General features: G+C 71.5%; 30 protein-coding genes. 28 read left to right on the top strand and 2 right to left on the bottom strand.

Translation table 11 applies throughout. From position 1 onward, the window contains the following. Positions 1–36: 36 nt before the first annotated feature. Positions 37–1,254: a tyrosine-type recombinase/integrase gene (locus ABT245_RS40610; RefSeq protein WP_351744546.1), complete on the bottom strand. Its 1,218-nt coding sequence runs from the start codon at positions 1,252–1,254 to the stop codon at positions 37–39. 362 nt (positions 1,255–1,616) lie between these two features. Then, positions 1,617–2,201 carry a hypothetical protein gene (locus ABT245_RS40605; RefSeq protein ID WP_351744543.1) on the bottom strand — a complete coding sequence of 195 codons (585 nt, stop codon included), beginning with the start codon at positions 2,199–2,201 and terminating at the stop codon, positions 1,617–1,619. Between the two features lie 190 nt (positions 2,202–2,391). On the opposite strand from ABT245_RS40605, the gene ABT245_RS40600 reads away from it, so the two are divergent. From ABT245_RS40600 to ABT245_RS40460, 28 genes are all read left to right on the top strand, one after another. Next, complete coding sequence (locus tag ABT245_RS40600; protein WP_351744541.1) at positions 2,392–2,694, top strand: helix-turn-helix transcriptional regulator; 303 nt, start codon at positions 2,392–2,394, stop codon at positions 2,692–2,694. Then, entirely contained in the window at positions 2,691–2,906 is a 216-nt protein-coding gene (locus ABT245_RS40595; protein ID WP_351744538.1) for a helix-turn-helix domain-containing protein, read from the top strand. Before ABT245_RS40600 ends, ABT245_RS40595 begins: the two co-directional genes overlap by 4 nt. 86 nt (positions 2,907–2,992) lie before the next feature. Further along, entirely contained in the window at positions 2,993–3,478 is a 486-nt protein-coding gene (locus tag ABT245_RS40590) for a hypothetical protein (RefSeq protein WP_351744535.1), read from the top strand. Next, complete coding sequence (locus ABT245_RS40585; protein WP_351744533.1) at positions 3,475–4,050, top strand: hypothetical protein; 576 nt, start codon at positions 3,475–3,477, stop codon at positions 4,048–4,050. Before ABT245_RS40590 ends, ABT245_RS40585 begins: the two co-directional genes overlap by 4 nt. After that, on the top strand, positions 4,047–4,325 hold the full coding sequence (locus ABT245_RS40580) for a hypothetical protein (protein WP_351744530.1): 279 nt from the start codon (positions 4,047–4,049) through the stop codon (positions 4,323–4,325). The genes ABT245_RS40585 and ABT245_RS40580 overlap by 4 nt, the downstream gene beginning before the upstream one ends. A gap of 2 nt (positions 4,326–4,327) precedes the next feature. Beyond that, a complete protein-coding gene (locus tag ABT245_RS40575; RefSeq protein WP_351744527.1) occupies positions 4,328–4,942 on the top strand; it encodes a hypothetical protein in 615 nt (204 codons plus the stop codon). Next, the gene (locus ABT245_RS40570; RefSeq protein WP_351744524.1) at positions 4,939–5,280 is read left to right on the top strand and encodes a hypothetical protein; all 342 of its coding nucleotides are present in this window, start codon (positions 4,939–4,941) and stop codon (positions 5,278–5,280) included. Before ABT245_RS40575 ends, ABT245_RS40570 begins: the two co-directional genes overlap by 4 nt. 100 nt (positions 5,281–5,380) lie before the next feature. Continuing rightward, complete coding sequence (locus tag ABT245_RS40565; RefSeq protein ID WP_351744521.1) at positions 5,381–5,695, top strand: hypothetical protein; 315 nt, start codon at positions 5,381–5,383, stop codon at positions 5,693–5,695. Beyond that, positions 5,692–6,141 (top strand): hypothetical protein, encoded by a 450-nt coding sequence (locus ABT245_RS40560; protein ID WP_351744519.1) that lies wholly within the window; start codon positions 5,692–5,694, stop codon positions 6,139–6,141. Before ABT245_RS40565 ends, ABT245_RS40560 begins: the two co-directional genes overlap by 4 nt. Beyond that, positions 6,138–6,977, top strand: a complete 840-nt coding sequence (locus tag ABT245_RS40555) for a hypothetical protein (protein ID WP_351744516.1) — start codon at positions 6,138–6,140, stop codon at positions 6,975–6,977. Before ABT245_RS40560 ends, ABT245_RS40555 begins: the two co-directional genes overlap by 4 nt. Next, positions 6,974–7,219, top strand: a complete 246-nt coding sequence (locus ABT245_RS40550; RefSeq protein ID WP_351744513.1) for a hypothetical protein — start codon at positions 6,974–6,976, stop codon at positions 7,217–7,219. Before ABT245_RS40555 ends, ABT245_RS40550 begins: the two co-directional genes overlap by 4 nt. Beyond that, positions 7,216–7,764 carry a hypothetical protein gene (locus tag ABT245_RS40545; RefSeq protein WP_351744511.1) on the top strand — a complete coding sequence of 183 codons (549 nt, stop codon included), beginning with the start codon at positions 7,216–7,218 and terminating at the stop codon, positions 7,762–7,764. Before ABT245_RS40550 ends, ABT245_RS40545 begins: the two co-directional genes overlap by 4 nt. A gap of 99 nt (positions 7,765–7,863) precedes the next feature. Next, on the top strand, positions 7,864–8,565 hold the full coding sequence (locus ABT245_RS40540; protein WP_351744509.1) for a VWA domain-containing protein: 702 nt from the start codon (positions 7,864–7,866) through the stop codon (positions 8,563–8,565). Beyond that, positions 8,562–8,858, top strand: a complete 297-nt coding sequence (locus ABT245_RS40535; protein WP_351744507.1) for a hypothetical protein — start codon at positions 8,562–8,564, stop codon at positions 8,856–8,858. The genes ABT245_RS40540 and ABT245_RS40535 overlap by 4 nt, the downstream gene beginning before the upstream one ends. 60 nt (positions 8,859–8,918) lie before the next feature. Beyond that, positions 8,919–9,317, top strand: coding sequence for a hypothetical protein (locus tag ABT245_RS40530; RefSeq protein ID WP_351744505.1), 399 nt, complete (start codon positions 8,919–8,921; stop codon positions 9,315–9,317). Positions 9,318–9,340: 23 nt separating this feature from the next. Beyond that, a complete protein-coding gene (locus ABT245_RS40525; protein ID WP_351744502.1) occupies positions 9,341–11,080 on the top strand; it encodes a hypothetical protein in 1,740 nt (579 codons plus the stop codon). Then, positions 11,070–11,390 (top strand): hypothetical protein, encoded by a 321-nt coding sequence (locus tag ABT245_RS40520; protein WP_351744500.1) that lies wholly within the window; start codon positions 11,070–11,072, stop codon positions 11,388–11,390. The genes ABT245_RS40525 and ABT245_RS40520 overlap by 11 nt, the downstream gene beginning before the upstream one ends. After that, positions 11,387–12,226 (top strand): DNA adenine methylase, encoded by an 840-nt coding sequence (locus tag ABT245_RS40515; RefSeq protein WP_351744497.1) that lies wholly within the window; start codon positions 11,387–11,389, stop codon positions 12,224–12,226. The genes ABT245_RS40520 and ABT245_RS40515 overlap by 4 nt, the downstream gene beginning before the upstream one ends. After that, on the top strand, positions 12,223–13,758 hold the full coding sequence (locus tag ABT245_RS40505) for a WhiB family transcriptional regulator (protein WP_502982294.1): 1,536 nt from the start codon (positions 12,223–12,225) through the stop codon (positions 13,756–13,758). The genes ABT245_RS40515 and ABT245_RS40505 overlap by 4 nt, the downstream gene beginning before the upstream one ends. Further along, the gene (locus tag ABT245_RS40500; RefSeq protein ID WP_351744494.1) at positions 13,751–13,972 is read left to right on the top strand and encodes a hypothetical protein; all 222 of its coding nucleotides are present in this window, start codon (positions 13,751–13,753) and stop codon (positions 13,970–13,972) included. Before ABT245_RS40505 ends, ABT245_RS40500 begins: the two co-directional genes overlap by 8 nt. 70 nt (positions 13,973–14,042) lie before the next feature. Next, on the top strand, positions 14,043–14,288 hold the full coding sequence (locus ABT245_RS40495) for a hypothetical protein (protein WP_351744492.1): 246 nt from the start codon (positions 14,043–14,045) through the stop codon (positions 14,286–14,288). Further along, positions 14,285–14,953, top strand: coding sequence for a hypothetical protein (locus ABT245_RS40490; RefSeq protein WP_351744489.1), 669 nt, complete (start codon positions 14,285–14,287; stop codon positions 14,951–14,953). The genes ABT245_RS40495 and ABT245_RS40490 overlap by 4 nt, the downstream gene beginning before the upstream one ends. A 49-nt stretch (positions 14,954–15,002) precedes the next feature. Next, complete coding sequence (locus ABT245_RS40485) at positions 15,003–15,665, top strand: hypothetical protein (protein ID WP_351744486.1); 663 nt, start codon at positions 15,003–15,005, stop codon at positions 15,663–15,665. A gap of 312 nt (positions 15,666–15,977) precedes the next feature. Next, positions 15,978–16,139 (top strand): hypothetical protein, encoded by a 162-nt coding sequence (locus ABT245_RS40480; RefSeq protein WP_351744483.1) that lies wholly within the window; start codon positions 15,978–15,980, stop codon positions 16,137–16,139. After that, the gene (locus tag ABT245_RS40475; RefSeq protein WP_351744481.1) at positions 16,136–16,405 is read left to right on the top strand and encodes a hypothetical protein; all 270 of its coding nucleotides are present in this window, start codon (positions 16,136–16,138) and stop codon (positions 16,403–16,405) included. The genes ABT245_RS40480 and ABT245_RS40475 overlap by 4 nt, the downstream gene beginning before the upstream one ends. Further along, the gene (locus ABT245_RS40470; RefSeq protein WP_351744478.1) at positions 16,402–16,764 is read left to right on the top strand and encodes an HTH domain-containing protein; all 363 of its coding nucleotides are present in this window, start codon (positions 16,402–16,404) and stop codon (positions 16,762–16,764) included. The genes ABT245_RS40475 and ABT245_RS40470 overlap by 4 nt, the downstream gene beginning before the upstream one ends. Before the next feature lie 130 nt (positions 16,765–16,894). Further along, positions 16,895–17,623 carry a DNA-methyltransferase gene (locus ABT245_RS40465; protein ID WP_351744475.1) on the top strand — a complete coding sequence of 243 codons (729 nt, stop codon included), beginning with the start codon at positions 16,895–16,897 and terminating at the stop codon, positions 17,621–17,623. A 14-nt stretch (positions 17,624–17,637) separates the two neighbouring features. Then, positions 17,638–17,841 carry a hypothetical protein gene (locus tag ABT245_RS40460; protein WP_351744473.1) on the top strand — a complete coding sequence of 68 codons (204 nt, stop codon included), beginning with the start codon at positions 17,638–17,640 and terminating at the stop codon, positions 17,839–17,841. Positions 17,842–17,881 lie beyond the last annotated feature (40 nt).

Here is a 17,881-nt window from a genome sequence, read left to right as displayed (position 1 = left end):
AGCCGTTCTCCGCCTGGAACATCCAGTGGTGATGCATCAGGCTCCAGAAGCAGACCGGCGTTTTACCAGCTCAAGCGGCCTATTTTTGCTACCCCCAGAAGGGGTATGCGTCACACGTGCGTCACGAGCGCCCGCAGTGATTCGCCCCCACGCCTCCGTGATGCGCTCCGCCGCCTCCGGCGCCAGATGCGCGTAACGCTGCGTCGTCGCATACGACTCATGGCCCAACAAATGCTGCACCCGGTACAGGTCCACCCCGTCCATCACCAACCAGCTCGCCGCCGTGTGCCGCAGCGTATGCGGCTTCGCGTATTCGACTGCGTGGTCCTTCGGATTGACGCATGCCGGGTTCCCCTTCTCATCCTTGCCGCAGGTGTGCAGGCACGTACGCGCCCGCACAAGCGCCGGCTTCCAGTGCACCTCCCAGAACGTGGGGTACTTCAGCGCCCCGCCACCGGGGCCCGGGAACATCAGGCCGTCCCTGGGGCGGCCCTTCGCCAGCTCGGCCAACTGGAACATCACGTGTTCCGGTACGGGTACCTCCCGGTAGCTCTTCGACGTCTTCAGATACGGCCTGATCCCCCTCTTCGTCCAGTTGTCCACGATGGCAATGTGCCCGCGCGTCCACTGAACGCGGTCAATGCGCAATGCGGCAATCTCCCCATACCGCGGACCGCTGTACAGACCGAGCTCGACCATGGCGTGGACCGTGCGCTTGTCTCGGAACTCGTGGAGAATGGCATCGGCCTCCGGCTGGGTGAAGTACCGGTGTGCGCCGTGCGGCACCGTCGGCAGGTCGATCCCCTCGCACGGCGAGTGGGTGATCTTCCTGTTCAGGACGGCAGCCTTCATCATCTGCGCAAACAGCGAGTACACCTTGGGCACGGTCGGGGCACCGGGGCCGTTGCGGGCCATGTCCTTGACCCACTGCTGCACGTGCAGCGGCGTGGGGTCGGCCAGCGCCCAATCCCCCCAGTGGGGCTCGATGTTGCGTCGCCAGTAGCCCTCGTAGTTGTAGAGGGTGCCGGGCTCGACGACCATGGCGTCGAGGAACTCTCGGCCCCAGTCACCGATGGTGGCACGCCCCGCTTTAGGGTCCCGCCAGGTGCCGGCCGCGATGGCGACCTCTCGGTCTCGCGCCCACCGTTCCGCCATCTTCTTCATGGGGAAGGTTTCGGTGTCGCGTTTCTTCTTCGGGATGACCCATACGGTTGCCTGCCACTTCCCTGATGGCAGTTGCCGGATGTAAGCCATGTCCCCCCCTTGGCTGTTCAGCTGACTTTTCGGATGCGCGCTCGCGCGCGTGGGCCCGGATGGGCCTCATAAAGAGCGTTGTACATGCCCTCTGAAGCCTCTGTGGCGGTTTCGGTCCCCCAGCCAGCGGAGAGGACGGATACCGGGCCGTATTCGGTGCTGATCATGTAGCCGATCGCGCCTACGGGCAGAGCCCGCGCAGACATGGCGCGACGTGGTGCGTCGCTCACGAAACCCCCCTGGGTCTACGGGGGTTAAAGGTAAACGTCAGGTCAGGAAATATGTAGGGATCTTCACATTCCACTTTTGACGCGATCGGGTCGCGGCGTCACCATCCGTAACCGACAGGTGTTACGAAAAGATCACGGCGCGTTCTGAGCCCGACCGCTCCCCCCACGCCGCATCTCCTCCTCCAACTGCTCCACCCGCGCGATGTGCTGGCGGCGCTCGTGCTCACTCATCGGCCCCAACGCCCGCGGCCGGGCCACCGCAAACGGCGGCTTCCCCTTCCGCTCGATCACCACGGACTCGATCTCCTCCGGCGACAACTCCGGCACCGCCCCGGCCTCGACCGCACCCACCTCCGGCACGACCGCCCCTTGGCGCCCCTCCTCACGAGCGGCCAGCAGCGCCAACCCCATCTGCTCCAGCAGGGCCCGCTCCTTCCGATTGAGCCGGTTCAACTCCTCGGGCAGCTTGAAGGGCTCAGCCGGTCGCTCCCGGTAGATGCCGGCCGCGCGCTCAATGTCGGCGCGCGGGAGCCCCAGGGCGAGAGCAAGACCATCGATGGTTCGCTCCGTGAGCTTTCCGCCGTGCTTGCCCGTGACGATGGCGCTGAGGTTCGCGGGGGTGAGCATGCCGCGGGATCGGGCAGCGGCTGTCCGGTAGCTCAGATCGAGGGCTGCGAGGCGGTCCTTGATGAGCCGTGCGAGGTCGGTCGTCGTCATGTCGCCAATCTGACGGGTCGGGCCCCGTTTCCACAGTTCGCAACCGAGGCAGTTGGCAAGTAATTCGACGCACAGAGTACGCGCGCGAGTCGCGAGCTAGGCAGTCATCACCTCATGCTCCTTGCCAACCTGGCAAGGAGCGTTTAGTGTTCAGCCGTCTACTTGCCAAACGGAACGGAAGGGGGTCATCATGAGGCGCACTCGATCACGCAAGCGAAAGGCCACGTGGATGCGGCTCAGGAACCCGGACGCGATCAAGAGGCGGCGCAAGCGCATGCGCTACACGCAACGCGACCTCGGCGCCCTCGTGGGCTGCTCTCACACGATGATCGGCCTGCTGGAAACCGGGAAGATCAAGACCTGCACCCACAAGCTCGCCGAGCGGATCTGCAACCGCCTCGACATGGACCTCGACGACACCTTCGAGGTCCCGCAGGCCGTCAGCATGCCCAAAATGTCAAGTGTTCAGCCGAACACTACGGCGACAGCGTGAAGGCCCCACAGCTTCTCAAGCCGTCCGAGGCCGCCCGTCGGCTCGACGTGTCCCGGCCGACGGTCTACGACATCGTCGCCGCCGGCCACCTGGACGTCGTCACGGTCGGCACCGGCACCCGGCCCGGGATCCGCATTCCCGAGGAATCGCTCGCTCGGTACATCGAGGCCCGGCGAGTCCGGGCCCGCAAGCCGCTCCGCGCGGCTGCCTGAACCCCTGATGCGCCGCAGGGCCGCCCGACTTCCCGGCCTGGCGACCCCACGACCCGGCGCCTCTACCCACAGAAAGAGAGTCACCGGTGTCCGCTGAGACTACCGAACAGACCGCCCCCAACGATCCGCGCGCTTCCTACATGCGTGCCAGGTCCCTCGCCGACCGCATCATCGCCAGCGTCAAGGACCTCCCGGACTCGACGGAGACGCGACGCGAGCCCGGCACCGACATCTTCGGCGTGCGCCTGCACTTCGGCACGGGCCTGACCGCCGGCCTCGCGGTCCTCAACACCGCGGCCCTCCTGGACAGCGAGCCCGTCCGCGAGGACGAGGAGACCCGCACCTGGATCGAGGTCCGCACGCATACGGACGGGATCCCGGTGATCGCCCGCGCGCTGGCGAGCCGCGAGGATGCGGACCAGCTCCTGCAGCAGATCCCGGCGGTCGTCCTCGTCACGCCGCCCGGCGGCTCCTCCCTGTCCATGCAGCCGGTACCGCTCGCCTCCAGCGTCGTCGCCCGCGTCCCCGCCGTCATCCCGACGCCCGCTGACACCGTCGGCGGTGGCCAGTGACCCGGGATCCGCGGCACGTTCCGCTCAAGCTGCACTCCGCTATCGAGTTCGCCGCGCAGCTGCTTGACCTGCCCCTGGACGCCCGCCAGCTCGAGGCCCTGGCCGTCGAACTCACCGGGCCCGTGCGGGCGCTGATCGCCGAGGCCCGTGCCGACGTCGGCGACGACAGCCCCGTCCGGTACGCCGTCGCCGACACCTCGGCAGGGGAGTTCGAGGAGTCGGAGTTCGCGGGCTGCACCGTACGGGTCGGTCTCGACGTCGACCTCGGCTCCCCGGCGGCCGCGCTGGCCGACCGGCTCCGCTCGACCCAGTACGACGTGGTCAGCACCGAGGTCCCCGACGCGGGCACGCTCGGTATCACCGTCCGCCCGCAGTCCCTGGACTGCTGGCGCTGGTGGACAGCACAACTGGGTATCGCGCTCGCCTCCGTCGTCACCGACGGAGATGCGGTCACCGCCACCGGCACCTGCAAGGGCGTCACCGTCCAGCTCCGCGGCGAGGGTGTGTCCGCGCTGCTCGCCGACCGGGCGGCGGCCCGGCTGATGGGCGTGACCGCACCGGCGGCGCCGTGACCGGCCCGGCCACGACCGCCGAGTGGCTGGCCTGCGCGGTCATCGGCACCGGCACCGCCGGCGCCGTCCTGGTCCTGCTCAAGACGGTGCTGGACGAGGGTCGGCTGCCCGACTGCTGGGCCGCCCGCCCCACGCCCCGCCCGTGCCCTCCCGCGCTCCCCTCCTACGCCCCGCGCCGCGCGCGCCGCAGGCACGCCGGCCTCCCGGCCCTGGACGAGACGCAGCCCCTCACCCGCGTGCAGCCCCAGCATGCACGCCACAGCAAGGGAACCTGACCGTGTATCTGATCGAAGACCTCTACCTCGGGTGGCAGCCGCTCACCCACACCGTCGACTGTGCCAGCCCGGCCTGGGACGTGGCGGAGCTGCGTTACGACACCGGCGCCCGGATCCTCCCGACCGGCGAGCAGCACCACGCCTGCCCGAACGAGACCTGCGGCCATGCCGACACGTTCGGCCGGGTCCAGCTGCGGCTGCTGTGCCGCAGCTGCCACACCGTCTACACCATGGCGGCCGAGGGCGCCGGGGCCCGGTGCACCACGACCTCGGTGACCGGCTGGGGCCAGCCGCCCCGCCAGCACGGTGACCTGTGGCTGTGGCCCGGGCAACCCGCCACCGCCCAGCACCAGCCGCACGCATACCTCGTCACGCGGGACCCCAATCCGCCGACCCGGGCCAGCCTGTACGGGATCGTCACCGTCTACCGGGAGGCCGAGGGCACCCAGCGGTGGATCGCCGCCGCGGTGCCCGATGACCGGGGCGAGCACGAGGTGCACAGCCTCCGCTGGCGGCACCGTACGGCCGGCCTCGCCGACGTAACTGGGGCCGCCGACTGGATCGCCGCCGCCGGAACCGACGGCTCGCAGCGTCCGTTGGTGGTGGCCGTCCGATGAAGCGCGACACGAACGTCACCATCAGCATCGGCGTCGACCTCTCCGAGCTGCAGCGCGAGCCGGACTCCCGTCTGGCCATGCTGTGGCACCTGGCCCAGGCGAACCCCGCCCCGCACGATGACAAGCAGGCGGGCGAGATCTCCGCGAAGGTCGGCTACGAGATCATCCGCCGCTGGCTGAAGGCCACGCCGCCGGAGATGTACCGCCACCAGGAACGCTCCTACTACTGGGGCCACTTGAGCCGCTTCGCCTCCCACCGGGACGGCGACTGGCGACCGGACCCCGAGAAGCTGGCCAGGTTCGAGCAGGCGCACGCCCCCAGCGGGGGTGAGAGCTGATGGCTGTCTTCCTTCTGTTCCTGGTCTCGCTCCTGGCCGTCGTGCTGATCGCCGTCGCTGTCCTGATCCCGGACGGCACGCCCCAGGACGGTGAGGACTGATGCGGCCCCGCGCGCAGCGCCCGCGCCTGCCCGAGACCAGCGCACGCCAGCGCAAGGCCCGGCTCGCGTGGAACGGCGGCATGACCGGCGAGAGCCGGCCGCCCGCCCCCGTCGCCCCGTTCGAGGCATGCCCGGTGACCTGCTGCGGTACCCCCGCCGACGACCAGGCCCCACCCGGCGGCGGCATGGTCCAGGTGGCCGGTGCCGCCGACGGCGCCGACGCGCACTGGTACTGCCCGGGCCGCTGCACGGTCCTCGCCCGCACCCGTGCCGAGCTGCGTGCCGTCCCGGTGCGCCCGGGCGGTGTGCGGTGAAGTCCCGCTTGGAGATCATCGCCGCCCGGCTGCGTCACCCCGAGGCCGTACGCCTGCCGCTGGCCTACGAGTTGCGCGATTCCGTCGTGCAGCTGCTCGGGCCCGGCACCACGGTCCCGACGTGGACGGCGACGCCCGAGGTCCTCGCCGCGGCAATCAACGAGGACCTCGCCCGGGCCGAGGCCGAGGAGAAGGACATCCCCGCCGACAGCACAACCGCTGGCACACCGGGGACGACGTCCACTCCTCACGCGCTGGTCTTGCAGCGCAAGGGCCACGACTTCGTCGGCGCCTGCCGGTGCGGCCGGGCGATCGGCCGCACCCCGCAGGGACGGTCGGTCAACGGCCTGGTCGGCCTGTGGGAACAGCACGCCGCCCAGGCCGACCCCGACGCCGCCTGGGCCGACGCCCTCACCGCCCTCTCTCCCCCGATCGGAGCGTCATGACCGAGACCACCACGCCCACGCCCGTACCGGTGCCGACGGCGGAGGAGATCGAGGCCGCGGCCCGCACCCTGATGCGGGCCTGGGCCCCCGGCACCCTCCTGCCCGGCGACCCGGGATACGGCGACGCCGCCGACCAGGACGACGAAGACGACCTGTGCGGCTGCGCCGGCACCGACGAGTACGGCAACGACCTCGGCTGCAACTGCGGCGGCGGCTGCAACTGCGACAGCTGCGAGTACGACCGCTACGCCCAGTACAAGCGCTGCTGGGTCCAGGGCTGCGGCAGGAAGACCGCGTTCCGGGTCGTGCGGTGGTGCCACGACGAGTTGCAGCACGTGCACGAGCCGACCACACGCGGCGCGGTCTGCCCGCATGCCGAGGGCGAGGAGCACTGGTGCACGGCCGACACCGTGTACGTGGACGCCGGACCCCAGCCGCGCGTCCTCAGCTACCAGCCGGCATGCAGCATCGCGCACGCCGTGCAGCTGCGCACCGCCAGCCAGCAACGCGACCCGGAGGGCCGCTACCAGTACTACCTGGAGGCCCACACGCACACGCCGCACGACCAGGACCTCCCCGCCCCGCTGCCGCAGCTGCGCGAGCACACCCGCAGTGCCCGCGACTCGACCGCTTTCGCCGTCAAGGCGTTCGGCACGAACGGTGATCCCGGCCCCTGGCTGGGCTACGTCCGCCGGTCCGTCGCGCTCGCCGCGTGGAACGCGCGCCGCCCGCTGGAACGGCCCGACGACGGCCTGGCGGACGTGTGGGACGACGAGGTACCCGGCCCCGTCCAGGAAGAGCCCGACGAGCACGACGAGCCGGACACCCCCGAGTGACGACGGACGACCGGCGCCCCGGCGCGGAGGGCCTGTGCGGGATCCCCGGCACCGACCACGCGCCGGGCTCGCGCCTCTACCCCTGCGGCTGGCGGTGCGCCCTGCACACCCCCAACGCCCTTGCCGGGCGGCCCGAGACACCGCCCGGCCCCGGCTGGCCCATCTACCGCCAGCCCCCAACCGACACCGCTGACGAGGCATCCGGGATGACCGGCACCAAGCACGAGGACCCAACACGATGACCGCCATACCCAGCCCCCGCGACCTCGCCCGCCGCCAGCCCCCCAAGCCCACCCCGCCCCCGGCGCCGAGCAGGCACCGGCCGTCCCGCCCGGCAGCCGCGCAGGCACCGGCCACGGCGACGGAGCCCGAGCCGACGCCCGCTCCTCCGGTAACGGCCGCCGACGCCATCGCCCCGAGCCGCCTCCGCGAGGGCGAACGCATCCGTGGCGTCTTCGAGTCGGCGATCCGGATCAGCGGCATGACACCGAACACCCGCCTCACCGCGCTCACACTCCTCAGCTACGCGAACTTCCGCACCGGCCGCATCCCCACCCGCCGCGAGCCCAGCGCCGAGCAACTCGCCCGTGCCACCGGCCTGACCGCCAGCCAGGTCCTGGTCCAGCTGGAGATCCTCACCCAGCGCGGCTGGCTCCACCGCCGCGCTATCAAGTCCGGCCCCCGCAAGGGCGCCCTGGTCCTCGACCTGGCTGTTCCCGCCGCCGTCCTGCACCAGCTGCGCGAGCGCGCCGCCCAGACCGCCATCCAGGCCACCGCCTCCTCCTGACCGCGGTCCGTACCGAGCCCGCCGGGCGGGCGATGCCCTCGCCTCCCGCCCGCCGGCGCATCACCCGCATCACCCGCATCAACATCCAAGGAATCCAACGTGATTGATCTCGCCAAGGTCGAAGCGCAGGCCCCGGGCCTGGTGTCGCTGGCCAAGACCGCCGCCGTATCGCTGAGCAAGCAGGGACTGTCCGGCAGCCGCGCCGCTGTCTATCTCGTCATCGACCGCTCGTACTCCATGCGCGGCTACTACGCGGACGGCAGTGTGCAGCATCTCGCTGAGCAGGCCCTGGGGCTGTCGGTGAACCTGGACGACGACGGCGTGGTGCCGCTGCTGATGTTCGATTCCCGCCCGTACCCGGTCGTCGGCGTCCACCTCGGCGACTACCAGGGCGTCGTCGCCGAGCAGCACGCGCTGTTCGGCGGGGAGCCCACGATGGGCGGCACGCAGTACCAGCCCGCGATGGCCGCGGTGGTCGAGCACTACCGCAACTCCGGTGCCACCGACCCGGCACTCGTGATCTTCCAGACCGATGGAGTCCCGCAGGACGCCCGGGCCACCGCCGACTACCTCGCCCGCGTCTCGAAGCTGCCGGTCTTCTGGTCCTTCCTCGGCTTCGGCCGTGACAAGGTCCCTTTCCTGCAGCGGCTGGACGACCTGTCCGGCCGCGCCGTGGACAACGCCTCCTACTGCCACGCCGGCCCCGCGCCCCGCCAGCTCCGCGACAGCGTCGTCTACGACGGCCTCACCCGCGAGTTCGCCACCTGGCTCCCCGCCGCCCGCGCCCTGGGCGTCCTGTGAGGCGCGCCCTCGCCGTGCTGGGCGCGGCGCTGACCGGTACCGCGCTGCTGCTGACCGCGTGCAGCGACGGCCACCCGCAGGGCCCGGCCGGACAGGTCGTCGCGAAGGACCGCGACTACGACTGCCACACGGCCACGCCCCGGCACGGCACGAAGAAGACCCGGTCGTGCGGCTGGGAGTACGAGCTGACCACCCGCGACCGGCACGGCCAGGCCCACGAGTTCGACGTGTCCTCCACGGTCTACGACCGCTGCCGCCGCGGCTCCGCCTACCCGGCCTGCACCACCCGCTGACCGCTGGGCGGGCGACGACCACACCTCGCCCGCCCAGCGCACCACTCACTGGAGCCCGTCATGGAATTCCGCACCACAACCCCCAGCCGGATCTTCCCCGCCACCGGCGGCGGTGCCGGCCTGAACTTCCAGCGCCTCTGCTCCCACGGCACCCCCACGATCTCCATGCACCTTTTCAGCGAGCACGACGACACCGGTGAAGACATCGGCATCATCCTGCCGACCTGTGCCGCGCCCGACCTGTTCGGTGCCGCCCTCGCCTCCATCCATGTCGCTCTCGGCAAGGACGCCGCGGACGAGTTCATGCAGCAGCTGCTCAACGCGCGCGACGAGGGCATCGAGCAGTTCGCCGCCGGCCTGGCCGAGCGCGCAGCAGCCCGCGCCGCCTGCTGCGAGGCCGGCTTCCTCACCAAGGGACGCGAGCACACCTGCCGCCCCGACACCACCCCGTCCGCCTGACACACCGCCCCCGAAGGATCCTGATGTCCGCCGTCGCGCTCGCAGCCCCTACGGCTGCACCGCACGCCCAGCCGCCCCGCGCGGCCGAGGGCGCGCGCCCGCGCGACGGCGGCGGACTGACGGTCAAGGTCCCCCTGCGCCTGGTCGCAGGCGCTCAGTACCCCGATACGGCCCTGAGCGTCTACGTCAAGATCGCAGCCCTGGCCCTCCGTCCGGAGGGCTGCCGCGCCAAGGTCGTCACCCTCGCCACCTACCTCGGCATGTCCAAGTCCGCAGTCGAGCGGGGCCTTCGCCCGCTCACCCAGCCGGACCCCATCGACGGCCTGGTCGAAGTCCCCACCGTCCGCAAGACCGCCCGCGGCGGCACCGGCGAGTCCGCCCACCGCATCACCCGTCCCCTCACCGAGGGGGAGCTGTGGGTGCGGATACCGGTGCGCGCGGCCGAGGCCCTCACACCGCGGCTGCTGCGCCTGTACGCGCTCCTCGCCTACACCACCGCCCGCCGTCTCCCGGTCACCGTGGCCGAGCTGGGCGAGATGCTCTTCCACCACACCGGCCAGCGTGCCGGTGAGCACCTTGGGGAGCGGCAGGTCCGGCGCCTGGTCGACGAGCTGGAGACCACCCGCTGGCTCACCGTGCACCGCCGCGAGGGCGAGCAGGGCCGCCACGCCTACGAGACCCACCGCCACCCGCTACGCACCGTCCCGGCCCCAGCCGCGACCACCGAGGAGCCGACGGCCGTCGAGCAACTGGCCCTGTGGAACGACCCGGCACCGGTCACTGAGGACGGATCCGGTTCGGATCTTGGTGACGGATCCCTCGCGTCTAAGGAAGACCCGCAGATTGACCGACGTGATGAGACGGAGCTGGGTGGGGGTATCCGCCGTAGGCGAGGTGACCGTAAGTGGGCCGCGCATCCTGTGGATAACTCCGCGCGGGACTCGTCCGGCCCGGCCGGTCTCGGGCTGCGCCCGGATGCCGGAACCGCTGGCCCGGGCACGCCCGCCGGCCGCCCCGCCTACACCGGTCCCGGCCTGCAACTGTCCCCCCGGATCTGGCGCGTCCTGGCCCCCGTCCGCCACGAACTCGACGGCATCCGGCCCTACGTGCTGCGCCGTATCGCCCGCGAGATCGGCGCCCAGCTCGACGCCCCCGCGGGCAGCGAGGACCGGCTGACCGACCGGATCACCCGCCGCTACGCGTGCACCGAACCGATCCAGGACATCGGCCGCTGGCTGATCGGCGCCGCCCTGGTCCGCCACGGCTGCGGCGACCCACGCTGCGAAACCGGCACCATCTGGCCGACCGGCGAGGACTGCGAGATCTGCGCGGTCAACCGGCAGGTCGCCGCCGCCCGGGCCCGCCGGGACGCCCAACTCGCCGAGCGAGGGCAGCGCGGCGGGGCATCCCAGGGCGAACCATCGGCTGAGGCCGAGCGCCCGGTCGCCGAGCGGCACCGGGCAGCCGGCCGCGACCAGGCCCGGCTCCTGGGCGAACTCGCCGCCCGGGACGAGGCCTTGCCCGCCGCCGCGGTGTCCGGGCCGCGCCTGGAGCTGGTGCTGCCGCCTTCCCGGCCGCTGCCGCCGAAGGCCACCTACCGCGAACGCGAACACGTCGGCGACGAAGAGATCCGGTCGGCGATCGCCGACCTGGGGCCCGCCGTCGCCCTGCACATCTACGGCCATCTCAGGACGCTCCCACTCCTGACCGGCCGCACCCATCACGACGAGACCGGTAGCGACCGGAGGACTCATGCCCAGTGACCACGACATCGTCCTGTGCGCCGACTGCCACACGGCCCGGATCCGGTGGGCGATCACCGTGAACGGCCGCCGCCAGGCCGTCAACGCCGACCCCGACCCGACCGGCAACCTCGCCGCGCGCACGGACCACACCGGCACGCTCAAGGTCCGCGTCCTCACCGCCGAGCGGGACCGCCTGGAGGGCGGCGAGTGGCAGGCCATGCCCCACGCCGCGACCTGCACCAACCGACCCACCCGACCGCGGCCGAGGGCCGCCTCGAGGACCCGCCGCCCCATCGTGCGCCCCGGCACCTGGCAGTGGACCCGATGAAGCCGCCCGTCCCCTACTTCGGATCGAAACAGCGCCTCGCTGACTGGATCGTGTCCTTGCTGCCCGAACACGGGCACTACGTCGAGCCGTTCGCCGGCGGCCTGTCCGTCCTCCTCGCGAAGCGGCCGTCCCCGATGGAGACCGTCAACGATCTGGACGGGGACCTGGTCAACTTCTGGCGCGTCCTGCGCGACCGTCCCTCGGATCTGCTGCGCGCCTGTGAACTGACCCCGCACGCCCGCGCCGAGCTGACCGGGGCATGGGAGCCCGCCAAGGACGAGGTGGAGCAGGCACGTCGGGTGTGGGTGCGGCTGTCGCAGGGCCGCGGCGGGATGATGCGGCGCAGCGGCTGGAGGCACTACACCACCACGTCGCGTTCCAGCTTCAGCATGCCCGACCACCTCGACGCCTACCGGGAGCGGCTGCTGCCAGCGGCCGAGCGGATCGCGTCCGTGAGCCTGGAGTGCCTGCCCGCTCTCACCATGGTCGGGAAGTACGGCGCCGCGCCCGACGTGCTGCTGTACGTCGACCCGCCATATCTCGGTACCACCCGCAGCCACCGCGACCGGTACGGCGCAGAGATGCGCGGCGAGACGGAGCACCGGGAGCTGGCGGCCGCGCTCGCAGACTGCCGGGCCGCGGTCGTCCTCTCCGGCTACCACAGCCCGCTCTATGACGAGTTGTATGCGGGCTGGCACCGCTACGAGCAGCAGACCACGACCGGCAACGCGAAGACGGAGCAGACCCGGACCGAAGTGCTGTGGGCGAACCGTCTCCTCAACGACCAGCTCGATCTGTTCACCGACGAGACCGGCCCACTGGACGGCCCGGCATGAGTACCTCCTCTTCGGCGGACTGGCACGGGCAGGCAGCATGCGGCGGCGGCCACCGCGACCTGTTCCACCAATCCGACGGCACGGCAGCCCAGGCGTTCTGCCGCGGCGGCTGCCCGGTGCGCGCCGAGTGCCTCTACGACGCCCTCGAATCCGACGCGCCGACCGGAGTCTGGGGCGGCCTCACCCGTAAAGAGCGCCGCGCGCTGCCCGTCCTCCCGGCCGGCCGTGTGCAGGCGATCGGCCGACTCCGTGAACTCCTCACCGCCGACACCGCCAGCACCCCGGGCGGTCCCGCAGACACGCCGCCGCCGGCGAAGAAGAAGCCCCGCCGTAAGACGGCACCCGCACCGCCCCCGCCGGCCGCCCCGCCCGCACCTCGGCGCGCCAAGGCGCCTGCCACGGTGCCGCGCAAGGACATCGCCGAGCTGCTGCAGCAGGGTGCCAGCCAGCGCCAGGTCATGAAGCAGCTGGGTGTTTCCCACCGGGTGGTCGTCGCCAGCCGTGACACGTTCGGCGTTCCGCGCCAAACCGGTCCCGGTTTCCGGTACTCGCCCGAGCGGCGCGCCGAGAACGAACGGCGCGCCGCCGAGCTGATGCGCGCCGGGGCGTCGTACGACGAGATCAAGGCCGAGGTCGGTATCAGCGCCCCGACAATCCTCGCCATCCGGAAGAGAGCCGATCTGCCTGCGTCCGGGCGCACCGGAGGCGGGCAGGCGCGGACGAAGGCCGACGGCCTCGCAGCGTCGACCGAACCGTACGGCGACGGACACGTCCGCTGGACCGGCCCGATGGCCGGCCGTCTGCCCCAGCTCTACGCGGAGGGCCGCAGGTTCAACCCCCGGCACGTGGTGTTCGAGCAGCACCACGGGCGCCCGCCCGAGGGCCGCGTGCGCAGCAACTGCGGCGAACGCGACTGCATCGCCGGCGCCCACCTCACCGACGTCGTACTGCGCCGAGCCCGGCCCAAGAAGCCCGTGACGGTTCGAGCCCTCACGAACCTGCTGGACGAGATCGACCGCCCGGGCGGCCCGCAGGCCGCCCGGGACAACCGCCTCCGCATCCCCGACAACTACGAGGAACCACCCATGGCCACCGCACCCGCCCCCGCATCGGCGCCCCTGGCAGCCGTCCCCCAGCCCGACGACCCCGCCGGCCCGCTGCCGGAGGAACAACTCCTGGAGTGGGCTGACGCTCACCCCGACCGGGACATCCGGGACCAGGCGGCGCGCGCCCGGGCCGCCCTGGAAGGTCTGCGTACCCGGCACGCCGCAGACCGCGAACTGACCTCCATCATCGACGAGCGGGAACGGCTGGAGCAGCGGCTCGCCGACATCGCCCGCCGCGAGGCCGAGCTGAACCCGCCCAAGGCCAAGGGCCGCCGCGCGTCGCCCAGTTACGACGCCGCGACCGTGCGTGCCTGGGCAAAGGCCAACGGAATCGACTGCCCGGACCGCGGCCGCATCCCGAAGACGGTCGTCGACGCCTGGAAGAACGCCGGCAGCCCGACCACGGCCGGGGGCAGCGGTGGCTGAACCCGTCGACTGCGCGCTGTGCCACAAGCCGATCCGTTCCACGGCCGCCATCGGCCGGCGGATCGGGTCCCGCTGCTGGCGCAAGCTCCGCCCCGAGCAGCGCGCCGCGCTACGCCGCGACCCCACCCGCATCCGCGCCGTGCTCACCCAGCCCGTCCCCATCGCCGACACCCAACTCCCCCTCAGCGAAGCCTCGGAGGACCTGTGCCCATGACGAACCCGCCATCTGATCCCGTCGACTACCGGACCGCCGAGGAAGCGCGGCAGGACGGGGCGCAGCCGTCGTGATCGTCTTCGAGGCCATCGACGCCCTGCTCGCCCTCGGCTGGCGCTTCCTCGCCTGGCTCACCGTCCTGGCCGCGCTCGCCACCCTCGCACTCCTGGCGCTGACCACAGTCATCTGGCGGCTGTGCACCAGCCTGTGGCGGCGCCTCTGTGGCCCGTCCTGGGCACACGGCCAGCTCCGCGCAGGGCGTCTCGCCCGGGCCACCCGACGCAGCACCTCAAAGAACTACCGGGAGGCAGCATGATGCCCCGACGCCGTTACCAGCACGCCGCCTCCGTCGGCGCTGTCCTCCTGGCCGCCGCTGGCATCGCCTCCGGCCTCCGCGGCCTGCCCCTGCAGGCCGCGGTGTTGGGCATCGGCGTCCTGGTCCTCACCGAAGCCGCCATCCGTGAACACCGTCGGCACCAGCGCTACGCCCTCGAGCAGAAGTGGGCCCGCCGCCACGCTGCCGGCGATAACCCGCCGCCCCTGGTCCCCTGCTGCCTGCTCGCCCACCACTCCCACGGCCAGGCCCACGACCACCGATGCACCCGTCCCGGGTCCTCCGGCCCGGCGGCCGACGACGCCGCGCTGATCGAACACGAGCGCCAGCGCTTCGACGAGCTCGTCGCCAGCCTCGACCTCCCCGACCACGACCATCGTCACGCCACACGGAAGGAACCGATGACTGGCCAGACCGAACACCGGTGCAAGCCCGGCGCCACCGTCTACTACTGCCCGGCCAGCGGCGATACCGAGTCCGACTGCCACGGCGGTTTCGACCAGTGCTGCGACCGGCCCGACCTACACCGGCCCGTCTCCACCGCAGGCGAGGTCGTCGACTCGGTACACGCCGCCCTCGACGAGCCCGCGCCCGGCCCGGCAGCGACCCAAGCGACCGAGCCCGACGACCCCCGGAACGCAGATTGACCTAGACCCGCCACACCGCCCTAGCCGAACCCGAGGAGAGCACCACCCCGTGACCTGCGAACTGTGCGGAAACGCGACCAGCGGCTACCTGTGCACCCGGCACAGGGAGGAGCTGGCCGCGCGGTTGGCCGAGCTACCCGCCCTGTACGACGAGGTCGGCGAGTGCCTGGTGCCGCGCCGCTCCGGCTGGGGCGAGATCGTGGCCACACACGGGGCAGCCGGCCCGCAGTCCCCAATCAACGAGGACGTCTTGGACACGGTGAACTGGGGCCGCGCCGCCGAGGTGATGAGGTTGTGGCGCATCGATGTGCGGCGCGTCCGCTGGCCGCACCGGGGAGCGCCGCCCCCGGGAGGGCTGGCCGAGGACTGTCGTTGGCTGGCGCAGCAACTCGACTGGATCACCGCCGCCTACCCGGCGGCCGGGGACCTGGCCCGCGAGGTGTGGACCCTGGAGGCGCAGGCCCGGACGGTCGTCGGTGACCCGGCGCCGCGAACACAGCGGCTCGGGACGTGCGTGGCCATCACCGCCGAGGGCGTGGTCTGCGGGGCGCAGATCTCCCGCCTGCCGGGGCAGACCCGGCTGGCCTGTTGGTGGTGCGGCTACACCTATGCGACCGCGCAGGACTGGGCGCGGCTGCAGCACTTCCAGCCCGCCGAGTCGGCTACTCCGGCTTCGGAGGGCGCTGCGGCAGCTCATCCGTCCCATGCGTGAGCCAGCGCAGGAAGGCGTTGATGTGGGTGTTCATGTCGGACCCCACAGCAGTCACGGCAGCCTTCGCCTGTTCGTACAGCTCCGGTGAGTCGGGGCGGTACGTCCTGGCTTGCTTCTTGTGAACTCCTGCTGGCATAGCGGGAATTCTCCCACAGTGGATTGCCACGGTCCACGGGTGGGACTACATTAGTGGAGTGCCACTCGGCGTCACTCCACGACGCCGAAGGACACAAGACGGCCCCGGCTCGGTGACTCCACCACCGGCCGGGGCCTGACCAACAACCATCCTGATCACACCAGGAGGCATCGGCTATGGCCGATCATTTCGCGCTGCCCGAACGGGCCGCAAGTTCCCCCACGTCCCGCCATCTCATCGCCGCGGGCATCATCCGCCGCCACGGCAACCGCACGATCACCGTGCGCGTCACCGCAGCCGGCGTCACCGGCACCATCCGCAAGGTGGTGACCCGGTGACCACCCCCAACCTCCCCGAGTCCGCCCGCGAGCTTCGCACACTCCTCTCGGCCGTACTCGACGCCATCGCCATCCCGTACCCCGCCACCGTGGGCGACGGCGAGATCCACGACCGCATCCTCCTCGACCGCGTCATGGACGCCAGGGTCGCCCTTGAAGGAGTGCTCCAGCGTGGCGACGACCCCGGATGGTCCGCTGACTATCTGCGAGCGCGCCTCACCGAGAAGCCGGCCACCGGCTACCGGACGGCGGGTGGCGCACAATGAGCCAGCCGCTCACCATGACCGCGCGCCGTGCGAAGGTGGCGCAACTCCTGGCGCACGACCCCGGCATGTCGGCGCGCGCCATCGCCGCCAAGCTCGGCGTCGGCAAGGACACCATCCGACGCGACATGGACGCCCTGCGCGCCGCCGATGCGCCGGTAGAGCCGCCTGCGCCACTCAATGGCGACGTCCTTGTTCTGGCGCTCGACGACGGTCTGCGCCAGGCCCTCGCCGTCCTGCGCGCCAGGCTCAACGCGCCGGACAACGAGGAGCAGAACCACGCTGCGGCGCGCGCCGCGATCCGCGCCACCGCCGATGCCGTCCTGGAGGCACACCCGGAGCTGGCTCCTTCGAGCACCTGATCGCCCACGGGTTTACATAGAACAAACGTTCGGGAATCAGAGTGATGGCCTGCACACCATTCAGCTGTGCAGGCCATCGCTCTTACGACTCGCTCGCCTACGGCGCATGCGACCCGGCGAAAGGCCAACAATGCCCACCTGGACGATCCACAACGGAGACGCCCTCACCATCCTCCCCACCCTCAAAGACCCAGCCGACGCCGTCATCTGCGATCCCCCGTACAACAGCGGGGGCCGGACCATGACCGAGCGCACCAGCCGCACCGCCCGCGAGAAATACCTCACCGAAGGCGGCCGTAACCACGGCTTCGACCTCGGCGACTTCACCGGTGACAACCGCGACCAGCGCTCCTACACCGCATGGCTCGCCCTCATCCTCGCCCACTGCTACCGCCTCACCCGGCCCGGCGGCGCCGCCCTGGTCTTCACCGACTGGAGGCAGCTCCCCGCCACCACCGACGCCCTGCAGGCCGCCGGCTACACCTGGCGCGGCGTCGCCGCCTGGCACAAGCCCGCCGCCCGCCCTCAGCCCGGCCGCCTCAAGCAGGACTGCGAGTTCATCGTCTGGGGCAGCAACGGTGCCATGGTCCCCGGCAACGATCCCGTCTACCTGCCCGGCCACTTCACCGGGAGCCAGCCGCGCGGCAACAGCCGGCTCCACATCACACAGAAGCCGCTCGACGTCATGCAGCAACTCGTGCGCATAGCCCCACCCGGCGGGATCGTCCTCGACCCGTTCACCGGCTCTGACACCACTGGCGCCGCAGCACTCCTGGAAGGACGTCATTTCGTCGGCATCGAACAGTCCGCCCAGTACGCCACAGTCGCCAGGGACCGTCTGGCCGAGGCCGCCGCCTGAGTCACACTGGTGCCATGCAGTCGCTGAACATCCGCCCCGGCCACCTCACCGCTCACCAGGCCCGCCAAGTCCTCGGCGGCATCAGCGCTGGCGCTCTCCGCAACCTCGTCTACCGCGGACGCCTCCAGCGGTCCGGCGGCACAGAGCGATACCCGTACTACGCCGTCACAGACGTCACCGCACTCGCCGCCGAACGCGACCAACGCCAGTCCGCTTGACCGCAGGTCAGACCCTGTGTGACGATCGCCGTGGACAACT

Source organism: Streptomyces sp. NPDC001508 (assembly GCF_040298665.1).
Lineage (GTDB): Bacteria > Actinomycetota > Actinomycetes > Streptomycetales > Streptomycetaceae > Streptomyces.
The sequence above is the reverse complement of the archived record's forward strand: the minus strand, read 5'-3'. Positions and strand labels throughout refer to the sequence as shown.

Excerpts from the sequence above, each read along its gene's own strand:
- ABT245_RS40610 (WP_351744546.1), bottom strand. The coding sequence starts at position 1,254 with ATGGCTTACATCCGGCAACTGCCATCAGGGAAGTGGCAGGCAACCGTA.
- ABT245_RS40605 (WP_351744543.1), bottom strand. The coding sequence starts at position 2,201 with ATGACGACGACCGACCTCGCACGGCTCATCAAGGACCGCCTCGCAGCC.
- ABT245_RS40600 (WP_351744541.1), top strand. The coding sequence starts at position 2,392 with ATGAGGCGCACTCGATCACGCAAGCGAAAGGCCACGTGGATGCGGCTC.
- ABT245_RS40570 (WP_351744524.1), top strand. The coding sequence starts at position 4,939 with ATGAAGCGCGACACGAACGTCACCATCAGCATCGGCGTCGACCTCTCC.
- ABT245_RS40565 (WP_351744521.1), top strand. The coding sequence starts at position 5,381 with ATGCGGCCCCGCGCGCAGCGCCCGCGCCTGCCCGAGACCAGCGCACGC.
- ABT245_RS40555 (WP_351744516.1), top strand. The coding sequence starts at position 6,138 with ATGACCGAGACCACCACGCCCACGCCCGTACCGGTGCCGACGGCGGAG.
- ABT245_RS40545 (WP_351744511.1), top strand. The coding sequence starts at position 7,216 with ATGACCGCCATACCCAGCCCCCGCGACCTCGCCCGCCGCCAGCCCCCC.
- ABT245_RS40530 (WP_351744505.1), top strand. The coding sequence starts at position 8,919 with ATGGAATTCCGCACCACAACCCCCAGCCGGATCTTCCCCGCCACCGGC.
- ABT245_RS40525 (WP_351744502.1), top strand. The coding sequence starts at position 9,341 with ATGTCCGCCGTCGCGCTCGCAGCCCCTACGGCTGCACCGCACGCCCAG.
- ABT245_RS40520 (WP_351744500.1), top strand. The coding sequence starts at position 11,070 with ATGCCCAGTGACCACGACATCGTCCTGTGCGCCGACTGCCACACGGCC.
- ABT245_RS40515 (WP_351744497.1), top strand. The coding sequence starts at position 11,387 with ATGAAGCCGCCCGTCCCCTACTTCGGATCGAAACAGCGCCTCGCTGAC.
- ABT245_RS40505 (WP_502982294.1), top strand. The coding sequence starts at position 12,223 with ATGAGTACCTCCTCTTCGGCGGACTGGCACGGGCAGGCAGCATGCGGC.
- ABT245_RS40490 (WP_351744489.1), top strand. The coding sequence starts at position 14,285 with ATGATGCCCCGACGCCGTTACCAGCACGCCGCCTCCGTCGGCGCTGTC.
- ABT245_RS40480 (WP_351744483.1), top strand. The coding sequence starts at position 15,978 with ATGGCCGATCATTTCGCGCTGCCCGAACGGGCCGCAAGTTCCCCCACG.
- ABT245_RS40470 (WP_351744478.1), top strand. The coding sequence starts at position 16,402 with ATGAGCCAGCCGCTCACCATGACCGCGCGCCGTGCGAAGGTGGCGCAA.
- ABT245_RS40465 (WP_351744475.1), top strand. The coding sequence starts at position 16,895 with ATGCCCACCTGGACGATCCACAACGGAGACGCCCTCACCATCCTCCCC.
- ABT245_RS40460 (WP_351744473.1), top strand. The coding sequence starts at position 17,638 with ATGCAGTCGCTGAACATCCGCCCCGGCCACCTCACCGCTCACCAGGCC.